This is a genomic window from Pseudomonas uvaldensis (assembly GCF_021271205.1).
Lineage (GTDB): Bacteria > Pseudomonadota > Gammaproteobacteria > Pseudomonadales > Pseudomonadaceae > Aquipseudomonas > Aquipseudomonas uvaldensis.
In genome coordinates this window covers 120,509-135,505 of record NZ_JAIWKS010000008.1, presented here as the reverse complement: position 1 = coordinate 135,505, position 14,997 = coordinate 120,509, and the positions used below count along the sequence as shown (strand labels likewise).

Annotated in this window: 14 protein-coding genes; 2 read left to right on the top strand and 12 right to left on the bottom strand. The window is 62.3% G+C overall.

The genetic code is table 11. The features are described 5' to 3' along the window. The first annotated feature begins 52 nt into the window (after positions 1–52). Positions 53–2,500: an acyl-CoA dehydrogenase gene (locus LCU97_RS19090; protein ID WP_053150091.1), complete on the top strand. Its 2,448-nt coding sequence runs from the start codon at positions 53–55 to the stop codon at positions 2,498–2,500. An 83-nt stretch (positions 2,501–2,583) separates the two neighbouring features. Continuing rightward, complete coding sequence (locus LCU97_RS19085; protein WP_053150088.1) at positions 2,584–2,991, top strand: PA2817 family protein; 408 nt, start codon at positions 2,584–2,586, stop codon at positions 2,989–2,991. A gap of 81 nt (positions 2,992–3,072) precedes the next feature. Here the strand turns inward: LCU97_RS19085 and LCU97_RS19080 are convergent, their stop codons facing one another. The 12 genes from LCU97_RS19080 to LCU97_RS19025 form a co-directional block, all read right to left on the bottom strand. After that, positions 3,073–3,342, bottom strand: coding sequence for a DUF3613 domain-containing protein (locus tag LCU97_RS19080; RefSeq protein WP_053150085.1), 270 nt, complete (start codon positions 3,340–3,342; stop codon positions 3,073–3,075). 22 nt (positions 3,343–3,364) lie between these two features. Next, positions 3,365–4,075: a tetratricopeptide repeat protein gene (locus tag LCU97_RS19075; protein WP_232777478.1), complete on the bottom strand. Its 711-nt coding sequence runs from the start codon at positions 4,073–4,075 to the stop codon at positions 3,365–3,367. 56 nt (positions 4,076–4,131) lie between these two features. Beyond that, positions 4,132–5,355 (bottom strand): type II and III secretion system protein family protein, encoded by a 1,224-nt coding sequence (locus tag LCU97_RS19070; protein ID WP_232777477.1) that lies wholly within the window; start codon positions 5,353–5,355, stop codon positions 4,132–4,134. 472 nt (positions 5,356–5,827) lie between these two features. After that, positions 5,828–6,793, bottom strand: a complete 966-nt coding sequence (locus tag LCU97_RS19065; protein WP_053150079.1) for a type II secretion system F family protein — start codon at positions 6,791–6,793, stop codon at positions 5,828–5,830. 27 nt (positions 6,794–6,820) lie between these two features. Continuing rightward, positions 6,821–7,807, bottom strand: a complete 987-nt coding sequence (locus LCU97_RS19060; protein WP_053150076.1) for a type II secretion system F family protein — start codon at positions 7,805–7,807, stop codon at positions 6,821–6,823. Then, positions 7,804–9,240 (bottom strand): CpaF family protein, encoded by a 1,437-nt coding sequence (locus LCU97_RS19055; RefSeq protein WP_053150073.1) that lies wholly within the window; start codon positions 9,238–9,240, stop codon positions 7,804–7,806. The genes LCU97_RS19060 and LCU97_RS19055 overlap by 4 nt, the downstream gene beginning before the upstream one ends. 3 nt (positions 9,241–9,243) lie before the next feature. Further along, the gene (locus tag LCU97_RS19050) at positions 9,244–10,464 is read right to left on the bottom strand and encodes an AAA family ATPase (protein ID WP_232777476.1); all 1,221 of its coding nucleotides are present in this window, start codon (positions 10,462–10,464) and stop codon (positions 9,244–9,246) included. Continuing rightward, on the bottom strand, positions 10,458–10,952 hold the full coding sequence (locus LCU97_RS19045) for a TadE family protein (protein ID WP_053150486.1): 495 nt from the start codon (positions 10,950–10,952) through the stop codon (positions 10,458–10,460). Before LCU97_RS19045 ends, LCU97_RS19050 begins: the two co-directional genes overlap by 7 nt. Before the next feature lie 11 nt (positions 10,953–10,963). Then, on the bottom strand, positions 10,964–11,443 hold the full coding sequence (locus LCU97_RS19040) for a TadE/TadG family type IV pilus assembly protein (RefSeq protein WP_053150067.1): 480 nt from the start codon (positions 11,441–11,443) through the stop codon (positions 10,964–10,966). A gap of 8 nt (positions 11,444–11,451) precedes the next feature. Continuing rightward, positions 11,452–12,768, bottom strand: a complete 1,317-nt coding sequence (locus LCU97_RS19035; protein ID WP_232777475.1) for a TadE/TadG family type IV pilus assembly protein — start codon at positions 12,766–12,768, stop codon at positions 11,452–11,454. Between the two features lie 67 nt (positions 12,769–12,835). Then, the gene (cpaB, locus tag LCU97_RS19030; RefSeq protein ID WP_053150064.1) at positions 12,836–13,651 is read right to left on the bottom strand and encodes a Flp pilus assembly protein CpaB; all 816 of its coding nucleotides are present in this window, start codon (positions 13,649–13,651) and stop codon (positions 12,836–12,838) included. Between the two features lie 15 nt (positions 13,652–13,666). Continuing rightward, positions 13,667–14,995, bottom strand: a complete 1,329-nt coding sequence (locus LCU97_RS19025) for an AAA family ATPase (protein WP_053150061.1) — start codon at positions 14,993–14,995, stop codon at positions 13,667–13,669. Positions 14,996–14,997 lie beyond the last annotated feature (2 nt).

The window sequence follows — 14,997 nt, the reverse complement described above, 5'->3', positions numbered from 1 at the left end:
TGCCGTCTAAGCTCTGGGGGTCGGTCTTGCCTTGGTTCACGGAGGATTAAATATGCTGTTGTTGTGGATACTGGTCCTGGTCGTCGGGATCGCCTGGCTGGCGCATCGGCGCATCGCCCCGCTACCCGTGCTGGGTGTCGTCGCGGTCTACCTGCTGGCCATGGGCATCTTCAGTCCTGCGCCCGGTTGGCTGATGCTGGTCCTGTGGGTGCTGCTCGGCGTCATTGCGGCCCCGCTGCTGCTGCCGGACCTGCGCCGCAGATATTTCAGCGCGCCGATGTTCGACTGGTTCCAGAAAACCCTGCCGCCGATGTCGGAAACCGAACGCGACGCCATCGATGCCGGCACGGTATGGTGGGACGGCGAGCTGTTCAGCGGCCGGCCCGACTGGGACACCTTGCTCGCTTACCCCAAGGTGCAATTGACCGAGGAGGAGCAGGCCTTCCTCGACGGCCCCACCGAAGAACTCTGCGCCATGGTCAGCGATTGGCAGATCGGCCAGGCCATGGACCTGCCGCCCGAAGCCTGGGCCCACATCAAGGAACACGGATTCTTTGCCCTGATCATTCCAAAGGCCTACGGTGGCAAGGGCTTCTCCGCCTATGCCCACTCCCAGGTGGCAATGAAACTGGCGACCCGCAGCGGTGACCTGGCGTCCACCGTCATGGTCCCCAACTCCCTTGGCCCGGCGGAACTGTTACTGCACTACGGCACCGACGAACAACGCGACCATTACCTGCCGCGCCTGGCCCGCGGCGAGGATATCCCGTGCTTTGCCTTGACCGGGCCGCTGGCCGGCTCCGACGCCGGGGCGATGCCCGATACCGGCATCGTCTGCAAGGGCCAATGGCAAGGTCAGGAAACCCTCGGCCTGCGTCTGAACTGGGAGAAGCGGTACATCACTCTCGGACCGGTGGCGACTCTCCTCGGCCTCGCATTCAAGGCCTATGACCCCGACCACCTGCTGGGCGACGAAGAAGACCTGGGCATCAGCCTTGCCCTGATTCCCACCGACACTCCCGGCGTCCACATTGGTCGTCGCCACCTGCCCCTCGGCGCGGCATTCATGAACGGACCGAACTGGGGCAAGGATGTGTTCATCCCGCTGGATTTCCTCATCGGCGGCCAGCCCATGCTCGGCAAGGGCTGGATGATGTTGATGAACTGCCTGTCGGTGGGGCGCTCGATTTCCCTGCCGGCCGTGGGGACCGGGGCGGCGAAGTTCACCAGCCTGGTCACCGGCCAGTACACCCAGGTGCGGGAGCAGTTCAACGTACCGTTGTCGGCCTTCGAAGGTATCCAGGAAGCCATGGCGCGTATCGGCGGCAACGCCTGGCTGATGGATGCCGCGCGCATGCTGACCGCCAACGCGGTGGACCTGGGGGAAAAGCCCTCGGTACTCTCGGCCATCCTCAAGTACCACCTGACCGAGCGCGGCCGCGAATGCATCAGCCACGCCATGGATGTGCATGGCGGCAAGGGCATCATCATGGGCCCGAACAATTACCTGGGCCGCAGTTGGCAAGGCGCACCGATCTTCATCACCGTGGAAGGAGCGAACATCCTGTCGCGCAACCTGATGATCTTCGGACAGGGGGCGATCCGTTGCCACCCCTTCGTGCTCAAGGAAATGGCCCTGGCGACCCGCGAGGATAAAGACCAGGCGCTGATCGAGTTCGACCGGTTGCTGCTCAAGCACATCGGTTTCGCTATCAGCAATGCCGCCAGCACCCTGGTGCTGAATCTGGGGCTGGGGCATTTCGAGCGAGCGCCCGGCAACGACCTGAGCCAGGGTTATTTCCGCGCCCTTAATCGACAGTCTGCGGCATTCGCCCTGTTGGCGGACCTGAGCATGATGCTGCTGGGCGGCGAACTCAAACGACGCGAACGCCTGTCGGCGCGCCTGGGCGATGTCTTGAGCCACTTGTACCTGGCCAGTGCCGCGCTCAAGCGGTACCACGACCTCGACTCGCCAGACCACATGGCCCCGCTGTTCACCTGGGCCATGGAAGAAAGCCTGGGCCAGTCGGAGCGTGCGCTGGATGAATTGCTCGGCAACTTCCCTAACCGGGCGCTGGGCTGCCTGTTGCGCTGCGTGGTGTTCCCCTTCGGCCGCCGCCATAAAGGCCCGAGCGACCGATTGGATGCCGAAGTAGCGGCGGTCATCGGTCGACCCAAGGGCGATCCAACCCTGGAGGAGCTGCTGCAAGGTTGCTACCGCCCTCAATCCGCAGACGATCCGGTGGGCGCTCTGCAGCATGCCGTCGACCTGCTGTCGGCCGCCCGACCGACGCAGAAGAAAATCCACACGGCGCTCAAGCAGGACCAGCTCAACCCGGCCCCAGGCGAACCTCTTATCGAGGCGGCCCTCGAAGCCGGCGTGCTGCAGGCCGGCGAAGCCGAGGCCCTGAGAGCGGCCGAAGCGGCACGACGCAAGGTCATCGATGTGGATGATTTCGACAAGGAGGCGCTGACACTCGCCGAGGCCAGAGTCCGCTGATCACGCCGACCGGCACCACCATGTAAAAACGGGCGCAGTGGCTTTATACTCCTGCGCCCGTTTTGCTCTTGAGGACTTATCTCGTGTCCAATGTCGTTGCCGATCACCTTGTCTTGCTTGACCATTTGCGCAGCATCCTGGTCGCCGTGGGTGAGGCCGAACAGGTTCCCGAAGAAAGCCATGCCTTGTTCCTGGAGCGCTTCGATGAACTGCGGGCCCAATTGCCCGTCGATCCGATCGAAAGCCAATACCTCGGCCAGGACCTGCTGTGCCAGGTGATCGTTCGTTATCCACAGGTCGCTCACCTCGTGCCTCGCGACCTGCTGTGGTACTTCGGCGGTGATTGCCTGCACTACATGCCCGACGAAGAAATCAGCCTGTACCAGGCATTGGAAGAGCGCCGTTTCGAAGCCGAACAGAATGACGAACCGTTCGACTGGAACCAGGAAAAACAATTGCTTGCGCTGTCGGATCAGGACAGTAAGCACTGACCGAGAGCCGTTCTTGAAAAGGCCCGCACGGTCATCCGGCGGGCCTTTTCATTGAACGATCACCATCGATGTCCCGGTGTTTCATTTGCTGCTGGTGATCTCCCCTCCCGAATCCTGGTCAAAAAATTCCGGAATCGGATAGTTGAAGCTGTTGAGCCAGCGCCGCATGGCCAATTCACGCTCGGTGGCAGAGACGGTTTGCAGATTGGTAGAAGCCACTACCCCGCGAATCTGCAATTGCATCCAGCTTTCGGTGCCTTGTTGCGCGGCCGAAGAAGGCCCTGGCTCGATTGCCCAGGCGGAAGTGGACAAACATGCGATGCAGACGATCAAAAACTGTTTCGTATTCATCTCTCGAACTCCTCGTAACGCTCTACTTGATCGCGCCGGATGAGGCATCGACTACCTCGGTCAGATGGTCTGCCTGTATCATTCCCACCTTATTGGCAGTCCCCCTGATCCGCTCCGCGCGGGCCTGGGCTTCTGCCACTTGTGCAGGGCTCAGCCTGGCCATGCTCGCGAGCTCGGCAGCTTGCTTCCAGTTATCCTGGTAGATCAGCAGCGTCACCATATTGAGGGCGGCCAGGGAGTCCGCTTGCCTGAGTTCCATGGCGGTCATGAACTGAAAACGCGCTTCGGGGATCTTGCGCTGATTGAGGTAGACGACGCCCAGGTCGTTGCGGATTTTGGCTTCGGTAGGGGCCATTTTCACCGCACGTTCGAGATGCTCGGTGGCGGCGGCGTTATCGTTCTTCGCGGCGGCCAACTGACCGAGGCCATGTTCGCCATCCGCTGCCAGACAAGTCCCCAGCAGACTTTTGTACAGCGGCTCAGCGTCGTTGCGCCCCATCAGCCGCAGCACACGCGCCTTGCGCAGGCGAACCTGGACCAGGTCTTCAGGCAGGCCTTCAAGGTTCGCCAGGCTGGCGTACAAACGACCGTCGTTGGCCATGTCATCCGCCAGGTTCAACGCCAGCTCCTGGTCGGAGCCGGGTTTGGCGCAACTGGCCGTGCGGGGTGCCACACCGTTACTGGCACAGCCGGCAAGGACCAGGGCCGCCGTTATCGCGATCACTGCTTTCATGACATGTCCTCCGACGACAGATTGACTTCCCGCCTCCCGGCCCATCGAACGCCGGCTCATTGGGAAAGCCCGCTGCGGTTGTCGAACTCGCCATGTTCAAGGAAGTACATGCGATAGAAGTTCGGGTCATAGTTGCGCAGCTGTTCGCCCGGCAACGTCGGCAATTGCGCGTCGGCGGCCAGGGGCTGAACCAGGTGCGGCGTGACAATCATCAGCAGTTCCCGCTCTTCGCGATCGATGGCGTGATCGCGAAAGAACGCGCCGAGAACCGGAATATCACCCAGGCCTGGAAACTTGTTCACCTGGGAAGCATTTCGCGTACTGATCAGACCGCTGATGACGAAGCTTTCGCCGTCTGCCAGGGCGATACTGGTATCGGTGCGGCGCACCGTGAGCGCAGGAACCAGCGTACCGGCAATGTTCACGGCGTTGGTGAAATCCAACTCACTGACTTCGGGCGCGACCTTCAAAGCGATGCGGTTTTTGCCAATGACGGTCGGCGTTAGGGTCAGGCGGATACCGAACTCCTTGTACTCGATGGACACGTTATCACTGCCGGCGCTGGGTACCGGAATGGGCACTTCACCGCCCGCCAGGAAGCTTGCGCTCTGGCCACTCAAGGCCACCAGGCTCGGCCGCGCCAGGGTGTAGGCAAAGCCGCTGCCCTCCAGCGCATTGATCATCAACAGGGTCTGGCCGGTGGCGAAGGACAGGTTGAACATGTCGTTATTGACCGGCAACGCCGGCCGGACCACCCCCCCGATGGTGGGCAGGGTCCGCGGCGCACCGAACTGGAAATTGCCGCGACTGCCGAAAATCGATGTCGAGGCTTCCTTGAGCTTGGTCCGGCTGACCTCGACGAACCGGATGTCGGTCTGTACCTGGGCGAGCAGCATCGGGTCTTCGGAAGGCAACATCGCGGCGCTGGTAAGCGCTTCGGTGGCACTGCCCTTGACGAAAATCATGCTCTGGCGAGGGGTCTTCGAACACGCCGTCCAGACCATCAGACTGGTGGCGCCCGGGGCGATGCCCGTGAGGATGAAGGCATCGCTGCCACTGGGCTGCACGTCGGCGATTTTTGGGTCACCCACGGCCAGCTTTGTCACGGGGGCCAGGATACGCAGCTCACTCTGGTGTCCCTGGCCGACCTCGAAGGTCGCCGGCAAGCTGTCCAGCTGCGAACAGTTACCTGCTGCGGCCTGCGCCGCATCCAGGCCGAGGCCCATCCAGAACAGGCCATGGACAAGGTGTTTCAACGCAGACGCGGTACGATAGCTCATAAAATGATCCTCGACAGACTGGCCGTCCCTAGGCTTGAAAAATGCCTCGGATCATTTTATGGAGCCCGGGCTGCTCCTCCCTTCTCACCTGCTGCTTCGGTACCTCGGCAACTGGCCTCATCGCAGGACGTAGCGACGATCGACCGTGCCGACTGAACGACAGGCGTCTTGCATGACGCGACTTTCATAACGCCTTCAAGCACCTGGAACCGCCCAGGTTCGAGCAGAAGACGGGTCTCGACAGCTCGCTTGAAAAGCGACTGACCTGTCACGTGCCCGCTTCTTTTTGACGGTAGTTCAAGCATGGCAAAGCGCCACAACCGAAACAAAAAAACGTCTGAAAAGTGGCGCGAGCAAGAATCTCGACGAAGAAGGCGTCAATAAACCGACTTACTCACACTTTTCAGCATCGTGAAACCCCGTCATTGGTCGCACGAGACGCCTGTTTCAAACGCACCACTCACTACAACGCTCACATATTCCCGAACGCCCTGAACACCCCGATCATCGCGGGCCCAATGGCAACCAGGAAAAAACTCGGCCACAGGCAGAAGATGAGCGGAAAAATCAGCTTGGTACCGATTTTTGCCCCCATTTCTTCGGCGGCCTGGGTACGCCGGTCGCGGAACTCATCGGCGTAGATGCGCAGGGTGTCAGCCACGCTGGTACCGAAGCGGATGCTCTGGGCCAACAGGCTGACCAGGCCCTGGATGTCCTCCAGGCCGGTGCGCAGCGCCAAGTATCGCAGTGCCTCGGTGCTTGTGATGCCAGCGCGGATCTGTGCATTGACGAGGGCCAGTTCCTCAGCCAGTTCGACCTGGCTCACCGCCATTTCCTCGGCGACCCTTTCGATGGTCGTGGGCAGGGCCAGGCCCGACTCGACACACACCACCATCAGGTCCAGGGCATCCGGAAACGCGGCCCGCAACCGACTTTGTCGCGCCTGCTTGCGCCTGCCGACGTAGAGCGCTGGCAGTAGCCATCCGATCCCTACCACCACGATCACGCCCAGCAAACCGACGATCACGGATGCCTTGACCAACGGCAGCAGCAACAGCGCCAGGCCGAGCAGTAACAGCGGCAGCATCAGACGCACGGCCCAATACATTTGCACCGCCGACGCGGAGCGATAACCGGCGTGCGTCAACAAGGTCTGGGTGGCGGATGTCTGGGCCGGGTCGGTCGAGGCAAAGCGCTGGCCGACCCGCTCCAACAGCAGTTGCAGGTTACCGGGCGACTCATGCCCGGCCGCGCCCCCCGAGTAACCGCGCTTGATCAGGGCCAGGCGCCGCTGGACCGGGTCCTGCAGCCCCAGCACCAGCAGCATCAATGCGACCACCGCCAGTACCGCACTGAAGCCGACCGCCGCGATAAACAACAGCCGCGCCGCCTCCTCGCTCCCGGTAAACCGACTGAACAACCCGAGCAGATAATCCATGACTGATACCCCATGGCAATACAGCGTTCAAACCTGGATCCGGATGATTTTTCGTATCCAGAAAATCCCGATCAACATGGCGCAGAAGGCCCCGATGATCAGCTTGTGACCAGTGGGATCGTTGATCAGCACGGGCATATAGCTGGGGCTTGTGAGCACGATGGCAATCGCCAGCACGAAAGGGATCGCCACCAGTACCCAAGCCGACATTCGCCCTTCGGCCGACAACGTCCTGATCTTGCGCTGAAAGCGGAAACGCCCACGGATCAACCGGCTCAGTCGTTCCAGCACCTCGGTCAGGTTACCGCCGGTTTCACGGTGGATCAGGATCGAGGTCACCAGCATCATCACCGTCATGCTTGGCATGCGTTCGAGCAGACCCAGCATGGCCCGGCGCACGTCGTTGCCATAGTTGATGTCGGCGAACGTCAGGCCGAACTCCTGGGCCACCGGCCCCTTGTGCTCATCGGCCACCAGACGCAGGGTCTCGTTGAATGGATGGCCGGCGCGCAAGGCCCGGCACATGGCGTCCAGCGCATCCGGCAACCCTTCTTCGAACGCGGCAAATCGCTTGCTGCGGTCGCGCATGATCTTCAATACCGGTAACCAGAACAGCGCGAAGGCCGCCAGCAAGGCCGTCCACCAGGGGGATGAAACCGTCCACACCAACCCGGCCGCCGCGGCGCCAAGGACCAGACCGAGCAGCATCACCCGATAAGCACGGTATTCATGACCGGCCTGCTCGATGATCTGGGTCAGGTTGGCCATGAACGGTAATTGCTCAAGGCGCGCTTCCAGAGGGGACAACCGCGTCAGGTACTTTTGCCGCAACACCGTCTGCATGTTGGGCAAATGGTTGGCTTTTTCCAGCACATGCAAGCGCCCGCGAATGCGCTTGCGCATCTTGCCGGCTTCGCCGAACACCGGTACCACCACGCCCTGCGACAGCAGGAAGACCGCGATGAACACCATACCCAGGAAAATCAGAATGAACTCGGAAGGAATGTCTTTCATGACGGCCGGGCCTCCATCCATTCAGGGCGGAACAGGGTCAGCGGCAACTCGATGCCGCGCTTGGCCAACACATCGCGGAACGCTGGAATCATGCCGCTGGGCCGGTACTCGCCGAGCACCTCGCCGTGCTCGCCGATACCCTGGCGAGCAAAGCAGAAGATTTCGGTCATGGTGATGACCTCCCCTTCCATGCCGTTGATCTCCTGAATACTCACCACGCGTCGCTTGCCATCTTCTTGACGCTCCAGCTGGATCACCACATCGATGGCCGAGGCAATTTGTTGACGCATGGCCTTGATCGGGAATGTCGCACCGGTCATCGAAACCATGTTCTCGATCCGGCCTAACGCATCCCGTGCGGTGTTGGCGTGGATCGTGGTCAGGGAACCGTCGTGACCGGTGTTCATGGCCGTGAGCATGTCCAGCGCTTCGGCACCGCGCACCTCGCCGATGACGATGCGATCAGGGCGCATCCGCAAGCTGTTGCGCACCAGCTCCCGCTGGCTGACCTCGCCGCGCCCTTCGATGTTCGAAGGCCGTGTTTCGAGGCGTACCACATGCGGTTGCTGCAGCTGCAATTCGGCGGAGTCTTCGATAGTGACGATGCGTTCGTTATGCGGAATGAAGCTGGACAACACGTTGAGCATGGTGGTCTTGCCGCTGCCGGTCCCGCCGGAAATCAGCACATTCAGGCGCCCGCGCACGATGGCCTTGAGCAACAGGGCAATGGCCGAGGTCATGGTGCCCACCTGGATCAGGCTGTCGGTGTTGAGCAGGTCCACGGCGAAGCGCCGGATCGACATGCTCGGACCGTCGATGGCCAGCGGCGGGATGATCGCATTGACCCGCGACCCGTCCTTGAGCCGGGCATCCACCAGTGGCGAGGACTCGTCAATACGCCGACCCAGGCTGGAAACGATGCGGTCAATGATATTCAGCAGATGCTGGTCGTCGCGGAAACGCACGTCGGTGCGTTGCAGTTTGCCGAAACGCTCGACGTACACCGAGGCAAACCCGTTGACCAGAATGTCGGACACACTGTGGTCGGCCAGCAACGGTTCCAGTGGCCCCAGGCCCAGCACCTCGTCGGTGATCTGCTTGATGATGAGTTGGCGACCGGCGGAACTCACCGGCGCCGAATGTTCATCGAGCAGTCGCTGACAGATCTCGCGAATCTGCCGCGTGGCCTCGGCCTGTTCGAGTGCATCGAGCAGGGACAAGTCCATGACCTTGAGCAATTGCTGGTAGATCTTTTCCCGCCACTCGGCTTCCACCGGGGTTACCTGGCTGCGGGTTTCGTAGAGCACATCCGGGACGGGCTGCTCCCAGGCCATCAGTTCATCGGTCGAGTCCGGCAGGCTATCGCCCAGCTGGGTCGAAGCTGCGGGCTTACCGGACTGTTTGCGCAAGCGGTTGCGGAAGTCGCTGATCATGGGTCATCCCCCGAAGAAACGGTTGAAGGCGCGTTTGAGCAGGCCTTTGTCCGAGGCCATCTGGTGACCGACCAGGTCTTCGGTCAGATCGCGCAGGGCAACGGTGATGGCCGCCCTCGGCGCGTGCAGCCCCAACGGCACGCCAGTGTTCTGACTCTGGCTGACCAGGTTGAAGTCATTGGGTAAGCGGGACAGGTTGGCACAGCGCAAGGCCTCGCCGATGTCCTTGAGACTGACCGTCGCGGCCTTGTCATAGCGGTTGACCACGATCTGCAACTGGTCCCCGCGTACGCCCAAGTCTTCGCGCAGGATCCGCACCAGGGCGCAGGCGTCGCGCAGGTGGCTGACGCTCTGTTGCACCACCACGTAGACGCGGTCCACCTGTTCGAGCACGGAGCCGGTGAGGTGGTCGATCTGCCGCGGCAGGTCCACCACCACCCAGTCGTAGCTGGCGCGGGCCAGTTGCAATAGGCTGTCGAGCTGTTCAGGCTGGGCGTCCTGGGGCAGGCACAATTCGCCGGCCCGGCCACCCAGCACGTGCAGGGTCGGGCTGAAGTGGCTGCAGAAACCCCGGAGCGCGATGGTGTCCATGTCGTCGATCTGCTGCAGCACTTCCAGATGGCTGTGGGATTGCGCCACATCCAGGTAGTGGGTAACGCTGCCGAATTGCAGGTCCATGTCCAACAGCAAGGTATTGCCCACCCGGGCGCTGAGCTGCTGGGCGAGGTTGCAGGCCACCAGGGTCCCGCCGGAGCCGCCCTTGGCACTGATCACGGCGACCAGCTTGCCCTCGGCACCATTGCCAAGGCGCACTTCGGCCACCAGGCGATTGAGGGCCGCCACCAATTCCGGCTCGGCGATAGGCTCGGGCAACACATCGCGGGCACCGGCCTGCATCGCCAGGCGCATGCCCTCCCGGTCGCCCATCAAGCCGCACACCAGCATCGGCGGACGCTCATGGGCCGGACGCTGGAGCAATGCCGCCAATTCTTCACGCCACAGGTGGCTGACCCGCAACAGCAACAAGTCGGGCATGCGTTCCAAGCCGTAAAGCGGATCGACATGGCCGTTGCTCACCAGGCGCGTACTCACCTCCAGGCACGGCATGCGCTGGCAGACGCATTGCAGATCGCGCAGGGACGCGGCATCACGGCTGCTGATCAGAAGCCGCAGCCCGGCTTTGCCGGTGGCGGTCGAGAGCGGATTTTCCCTGGTATTCAGCATGGTGTGATCTCCGCAGAATCGGAATGACGCCCGAGACTTTCGCGTGGCAAGGTCGCCCGGAACGCGGGCAAGGTAATGGGCACGCCCAGGCCGGGAATGAACAGGTTGAACACGTAGTTCTGCACGCTTAACCGGACGTAGCGGATCGCCCGGAAGCCGTTGGCGCCGGACGTATCGGCCGGGTTGGCGACCACGGCGCCATTGGCATCCAGGTAAGTCAGCGTCAGGTTCGAGGTGGCCAGGCTGCTGATGAGTTGGCTGTTCCCCGCATCGGTCGCCGCATTGAAGATGGCCCGGCGCAACACCACCGGATCGCTGATGTCGCACACTGCCGCCAATCGAGCGCCGCGCCGGGCGGCTTCGTCCAGGGCGTTGGCGGTGAAGTACAACCGGCCCATTTCCACCACGCCGAACAGCAGGACGAACACCAGCAGGCCTACGAAGGAGAACTCCACGATGTAAGTGCCGCCCATGTGCTTCATGTTTATCTGCCTGTTCATCACAACACCCTCATGACCGTTGTCGCGACCAGCGGTATGCCCAATGACATGGCGCTGCCAAAGAAACCCGGAATCGATCCGGTACAGTTGCCTGCGCCGATCACTGGACAAAAGGAGTAGGTAATGGTGACGCGCACGTGATCGCTGCCCACGGCGGCGACTTCCACTTGGGCCGTCGTCAACCCAGACACCACGGGACTGCCGACTGCGCTGGGCACGCCGTACACCGCAACGTTTTTCGTCTGGGTCTGCAACGTACTGCTCAGGGCGATGCCTCCCAGGGTAGAGTTCCAGGCCTGGGCGGCCACAAAGCGATCGGCGTCCCGGCTGGCCTGCAACAGCACGTTGTACTGGTAGAGCATGCGACCGAACTCGCCAAAGGCCAGCAACAGCAACAGCATCAGCGGCAACACCAGGGTGAACTCCACCAGCGCCACGCCGCGCTGGGCCTGGGGCGGATTGAACTGGGCAAGTCTCATGACGCCTCCTACGAGTCGGTGCTCGGCGTGCCGCTGCCATTGAGGTAGGTTTTGTAGAGCTGGATGATCTGCGGCCCGACATCGGTGGACGGTGTTGGCCCCGGTACGCCATCTCCCTCGCACTCCTGCACGAACTGGCCGAAGACCAGGGAGTCCGAGCCTCCGCCGTCGACCGGCTGCACGACGAAGTAGCAACCGAACCCCAGCACCGGAATCGAGGTGGAACCCCCTTGCTTGCCGGTGCAGTTTCCGATCACGATCTTCAGCATCCGGCGCTCGAACACCCCGTTGCTTTCACAGCCGCTGCCGCTGCCGGCCACACAGGCGGCGACCTGGGCCCGCCAGTCGTTGTAGTCCTGTATCGCTTCATCACCCGCCGAGAGATCGCCGTTGCTCGCGGTAACGGGTTGGTTTTTGTATTTGGCCTGGGCGAGCGCATCGTCATAGGTCATCGCCGGATTGCTCGACGAGGTCACCAGGTCCGGTGGATAGTCGGAGGCGCTGACGGGGCCGTTGTAGATACCGAAGCGCGTGTTCAAGCCCTGGGATGTGGGGCCGGCCTTGTTGCCGGGAGCCGTCTGGACGTTGTCGCCCACACTGCGGCAGACCGAACCACCACCGGCCAGGTCTTCCCGGACCGTACTGCCGCCGGATCCGAAATCGAGCAACTGGAAGTTTCCCGGCCCGATGGGCGAGGTATTCCCTGCCGCCGTCTTCAGGACCTCCAGGTCACCAAAGTGATAGCCCCAGAAATTACCTGCGGCCGGGTCGTACTGGGCGGGGTCGCCACACACCATCAGCGGCGCCAGATCGCAGGGCGAGGTAGGACTGGGACCTGCGGTAGCGATGGCCGCCACCCTTTTATTGCCCAAGCCGGCGCTGCCCATCGTCTGGATGAAACTCCAGAAAAAGCCGTTCAGTTGATAACTCGACACCGACACCCGCACGTATTTGGCATCCGCGGGCCCGGGATAGGAGAAAGGGCCATAGACGCTGCTGGCCAGTTCCACCACGGCAAACGCACCCGGGTTGTCGGCCACCGCGGTCGATAGCTCGGCATTGCCCGAGGCGTTGGCGTTTTTCGTCAGCGTGTCGAGGGCCGCCGCTCGGGTCGAGCTGGCCATGTTGAGGCCGCCGGTGACCTGACTCAGGGTCTTGGCCCCGCTCAAAGCCGCGGCATCCACCGCGTTCTGCAAGCGGCTTTTGTTGAGCAGCATGTGGCCGCCATCCAGGGCCAATGCCGCTACCATGGAAATCGCCACCAGCGCGATCACCATCAAAACACTTACCGCCCCTCCCTGGCGTTGCCGAATATTGGGATTCATCGTCACGCCCTCGCTGACTGCCTTGAGGATCGTCATCGCCTGCAAGCCAGGCGATGTTTTGCACCGCTCAACGCAGGTTGATCACCTTGCTTTCAACCCCGCGAATCACCGTGACCGCCGCGCTGTCCGGCGCCTTGACGATGCGCTGCACCACGGGTTTGGGTGCCGGAGCGGCCGCTACCACGACCGGTGCGGGAGCCGGTGGCGCAACGGCCACGGCTTTTTTCTCCAGGTTCAAGGGGTTGCGCAGGGCCAGCTGGAGCTTGCCTTCGGTCTGGGCGGTAACCAGCGCTTCCGCTTCGACAGCCGTCATTTCCAGCGTCACGGCCCGCACCACCACCGGTTGGGTCTTGTCGGTCCCCGCCGTCTGGTCGACCGCCAGTACGCGAAGGTTTTCCAGGATGGTCCGCGACACCGCGTTGTTGCTGCCGGCGCTGGTGGTCTTGGTCGCCAGCACATCGACCCGGTTACCCGGCAACAGGAAGCCGCCGACGCCGACCACGTCATCCACCCGAACCGAGACGGCACGCTTGTCTGGCGCAATCAGCGAAGCCAGGGTGCTGCCTCCCAGATGCTCGCTCAGGCGCGCCCCCCGTAGAATGTCGCCGCGCAGGATGTCGAACGTGGCGATCTTGCCCACGGCCTTTTCGCTGGAATCCAGGGCATCGTCCGGGATTGTGTCCATGGGCATGCGCACGGTCGTGACCTGCTGGGCCTCGACCATTTGACCGAAGGGAATTTCCACCGTGGCGACCACCACGCTTCGAAGGTGATCATCGGGGGTCGCATTGAGTCGCGCGCTCAGCCAGGAGTCAGCCATCCATGCGGCACCGAGGCCCATTACCAGGGAAACGCCTATCAGTGGAAGCGTACGAGAGCTCATGTCGGTATCTCCGGATCAAAGAAAGTCGAGCTGAACGAAGTAGTTGTGCCAGGCCCATTCCAGCTCCTGGGGCGACAACGGCCCGGCACCGCCCAGGTAGCGCTGTCGATCGAGCGCCATGTTCAACAAGTCGCGAGGGTGGCACGGCACCAGCGGCATGCCTTCGCCGCCATAAAGGCGCTGCAGCACATAGCGCACCAGCAGCGGGTCGTAGGGAATGCCCAGGCGCTCGCATTCCTGGCGCCAGATGCGTTCGTATTCCTCGGGCTTGAGGTAACCGAACTGCACCTTGTAGCCGATGCGACGCAGGAAGGCTTCGTCGGCCAGCTCCAGGGGATTGAGGTTGGTGGAGAACACCAGGATCAGGTCGAACGGCAACTCGCAATGCCGGCCGCCCCCCAGGTTGATGAAATCGCGCTTCTCTTCCATGGGCACGATCCAGCGGTTGAGCAATTCGGCCGGGGCCATGCGCTGGCGCCCCAAGTCATCGATGATGAACAGGCCGTTGCTGGCTTTGAGCTGCAACGCGGCCTGGTATTGACGGGTAAACGGGTCGTAGCGCACGTCCAGTTGCTCCATGCTCAGCTCGCCGCCAGTGATCACAATGGGCCGCTTGCAGCACAGCAACCGGCGGTCGATGCCTTCGTTGAGCATCAGGTTGTTCGACGGGTTGTTGTCGTCCAGGCGCTGGTGCACCTGCGGATCGTAGATTTCGATCACCGACTCGTTGATGACGATGGCATGGGGCACCCAGATCGCTTCGGCGAACAGGCGGATCAACCGGCTGCTGACGTAAGTCTTGCCGGTGCCCGCCGGCCCATAAATCATGATGGCCCGGCCGGAGTTCAACGCCACGCCCAACTGGTCGAGCATGCCTTGGGTCAGTACCAGGCCGGACAGGGCCTGTTGCATGTCGTTGGCAGTGATTCGACCATGGTGGATGGTCTGAATCTTGATCAGGGATCGATAAGTGCTCACCGGGAACGGTGCCGCACCGATGTAACCGCTACGGGCCAGGGCATCGCGGGCGGAACTGCGACCGCGCTCGGTCAGGCCATAACGCAGTGTCTGTACATTCGCCTGGCCGATCTGGCCGAGCACTTCGACACGACCGTCCTTGCGCAGGAACGCCAGGACCTCTTCCAGCACCGCACCGGTCAGGGCCAGGCGCTCCACCAGTCTTGACATGTCCAGCACGCCAGCATCATGCAGATGCTTGCACACCAGTTCACCCAGGAAGCTGTCGGTCAGACCGGTGTCGCGAATCGTGCACGGCTGAGGTGCCAGGCGTTGCACGGCCTCCCTTTCGCTGGGGTAGGCATCGCTATCGTTGATGACGTGCATGA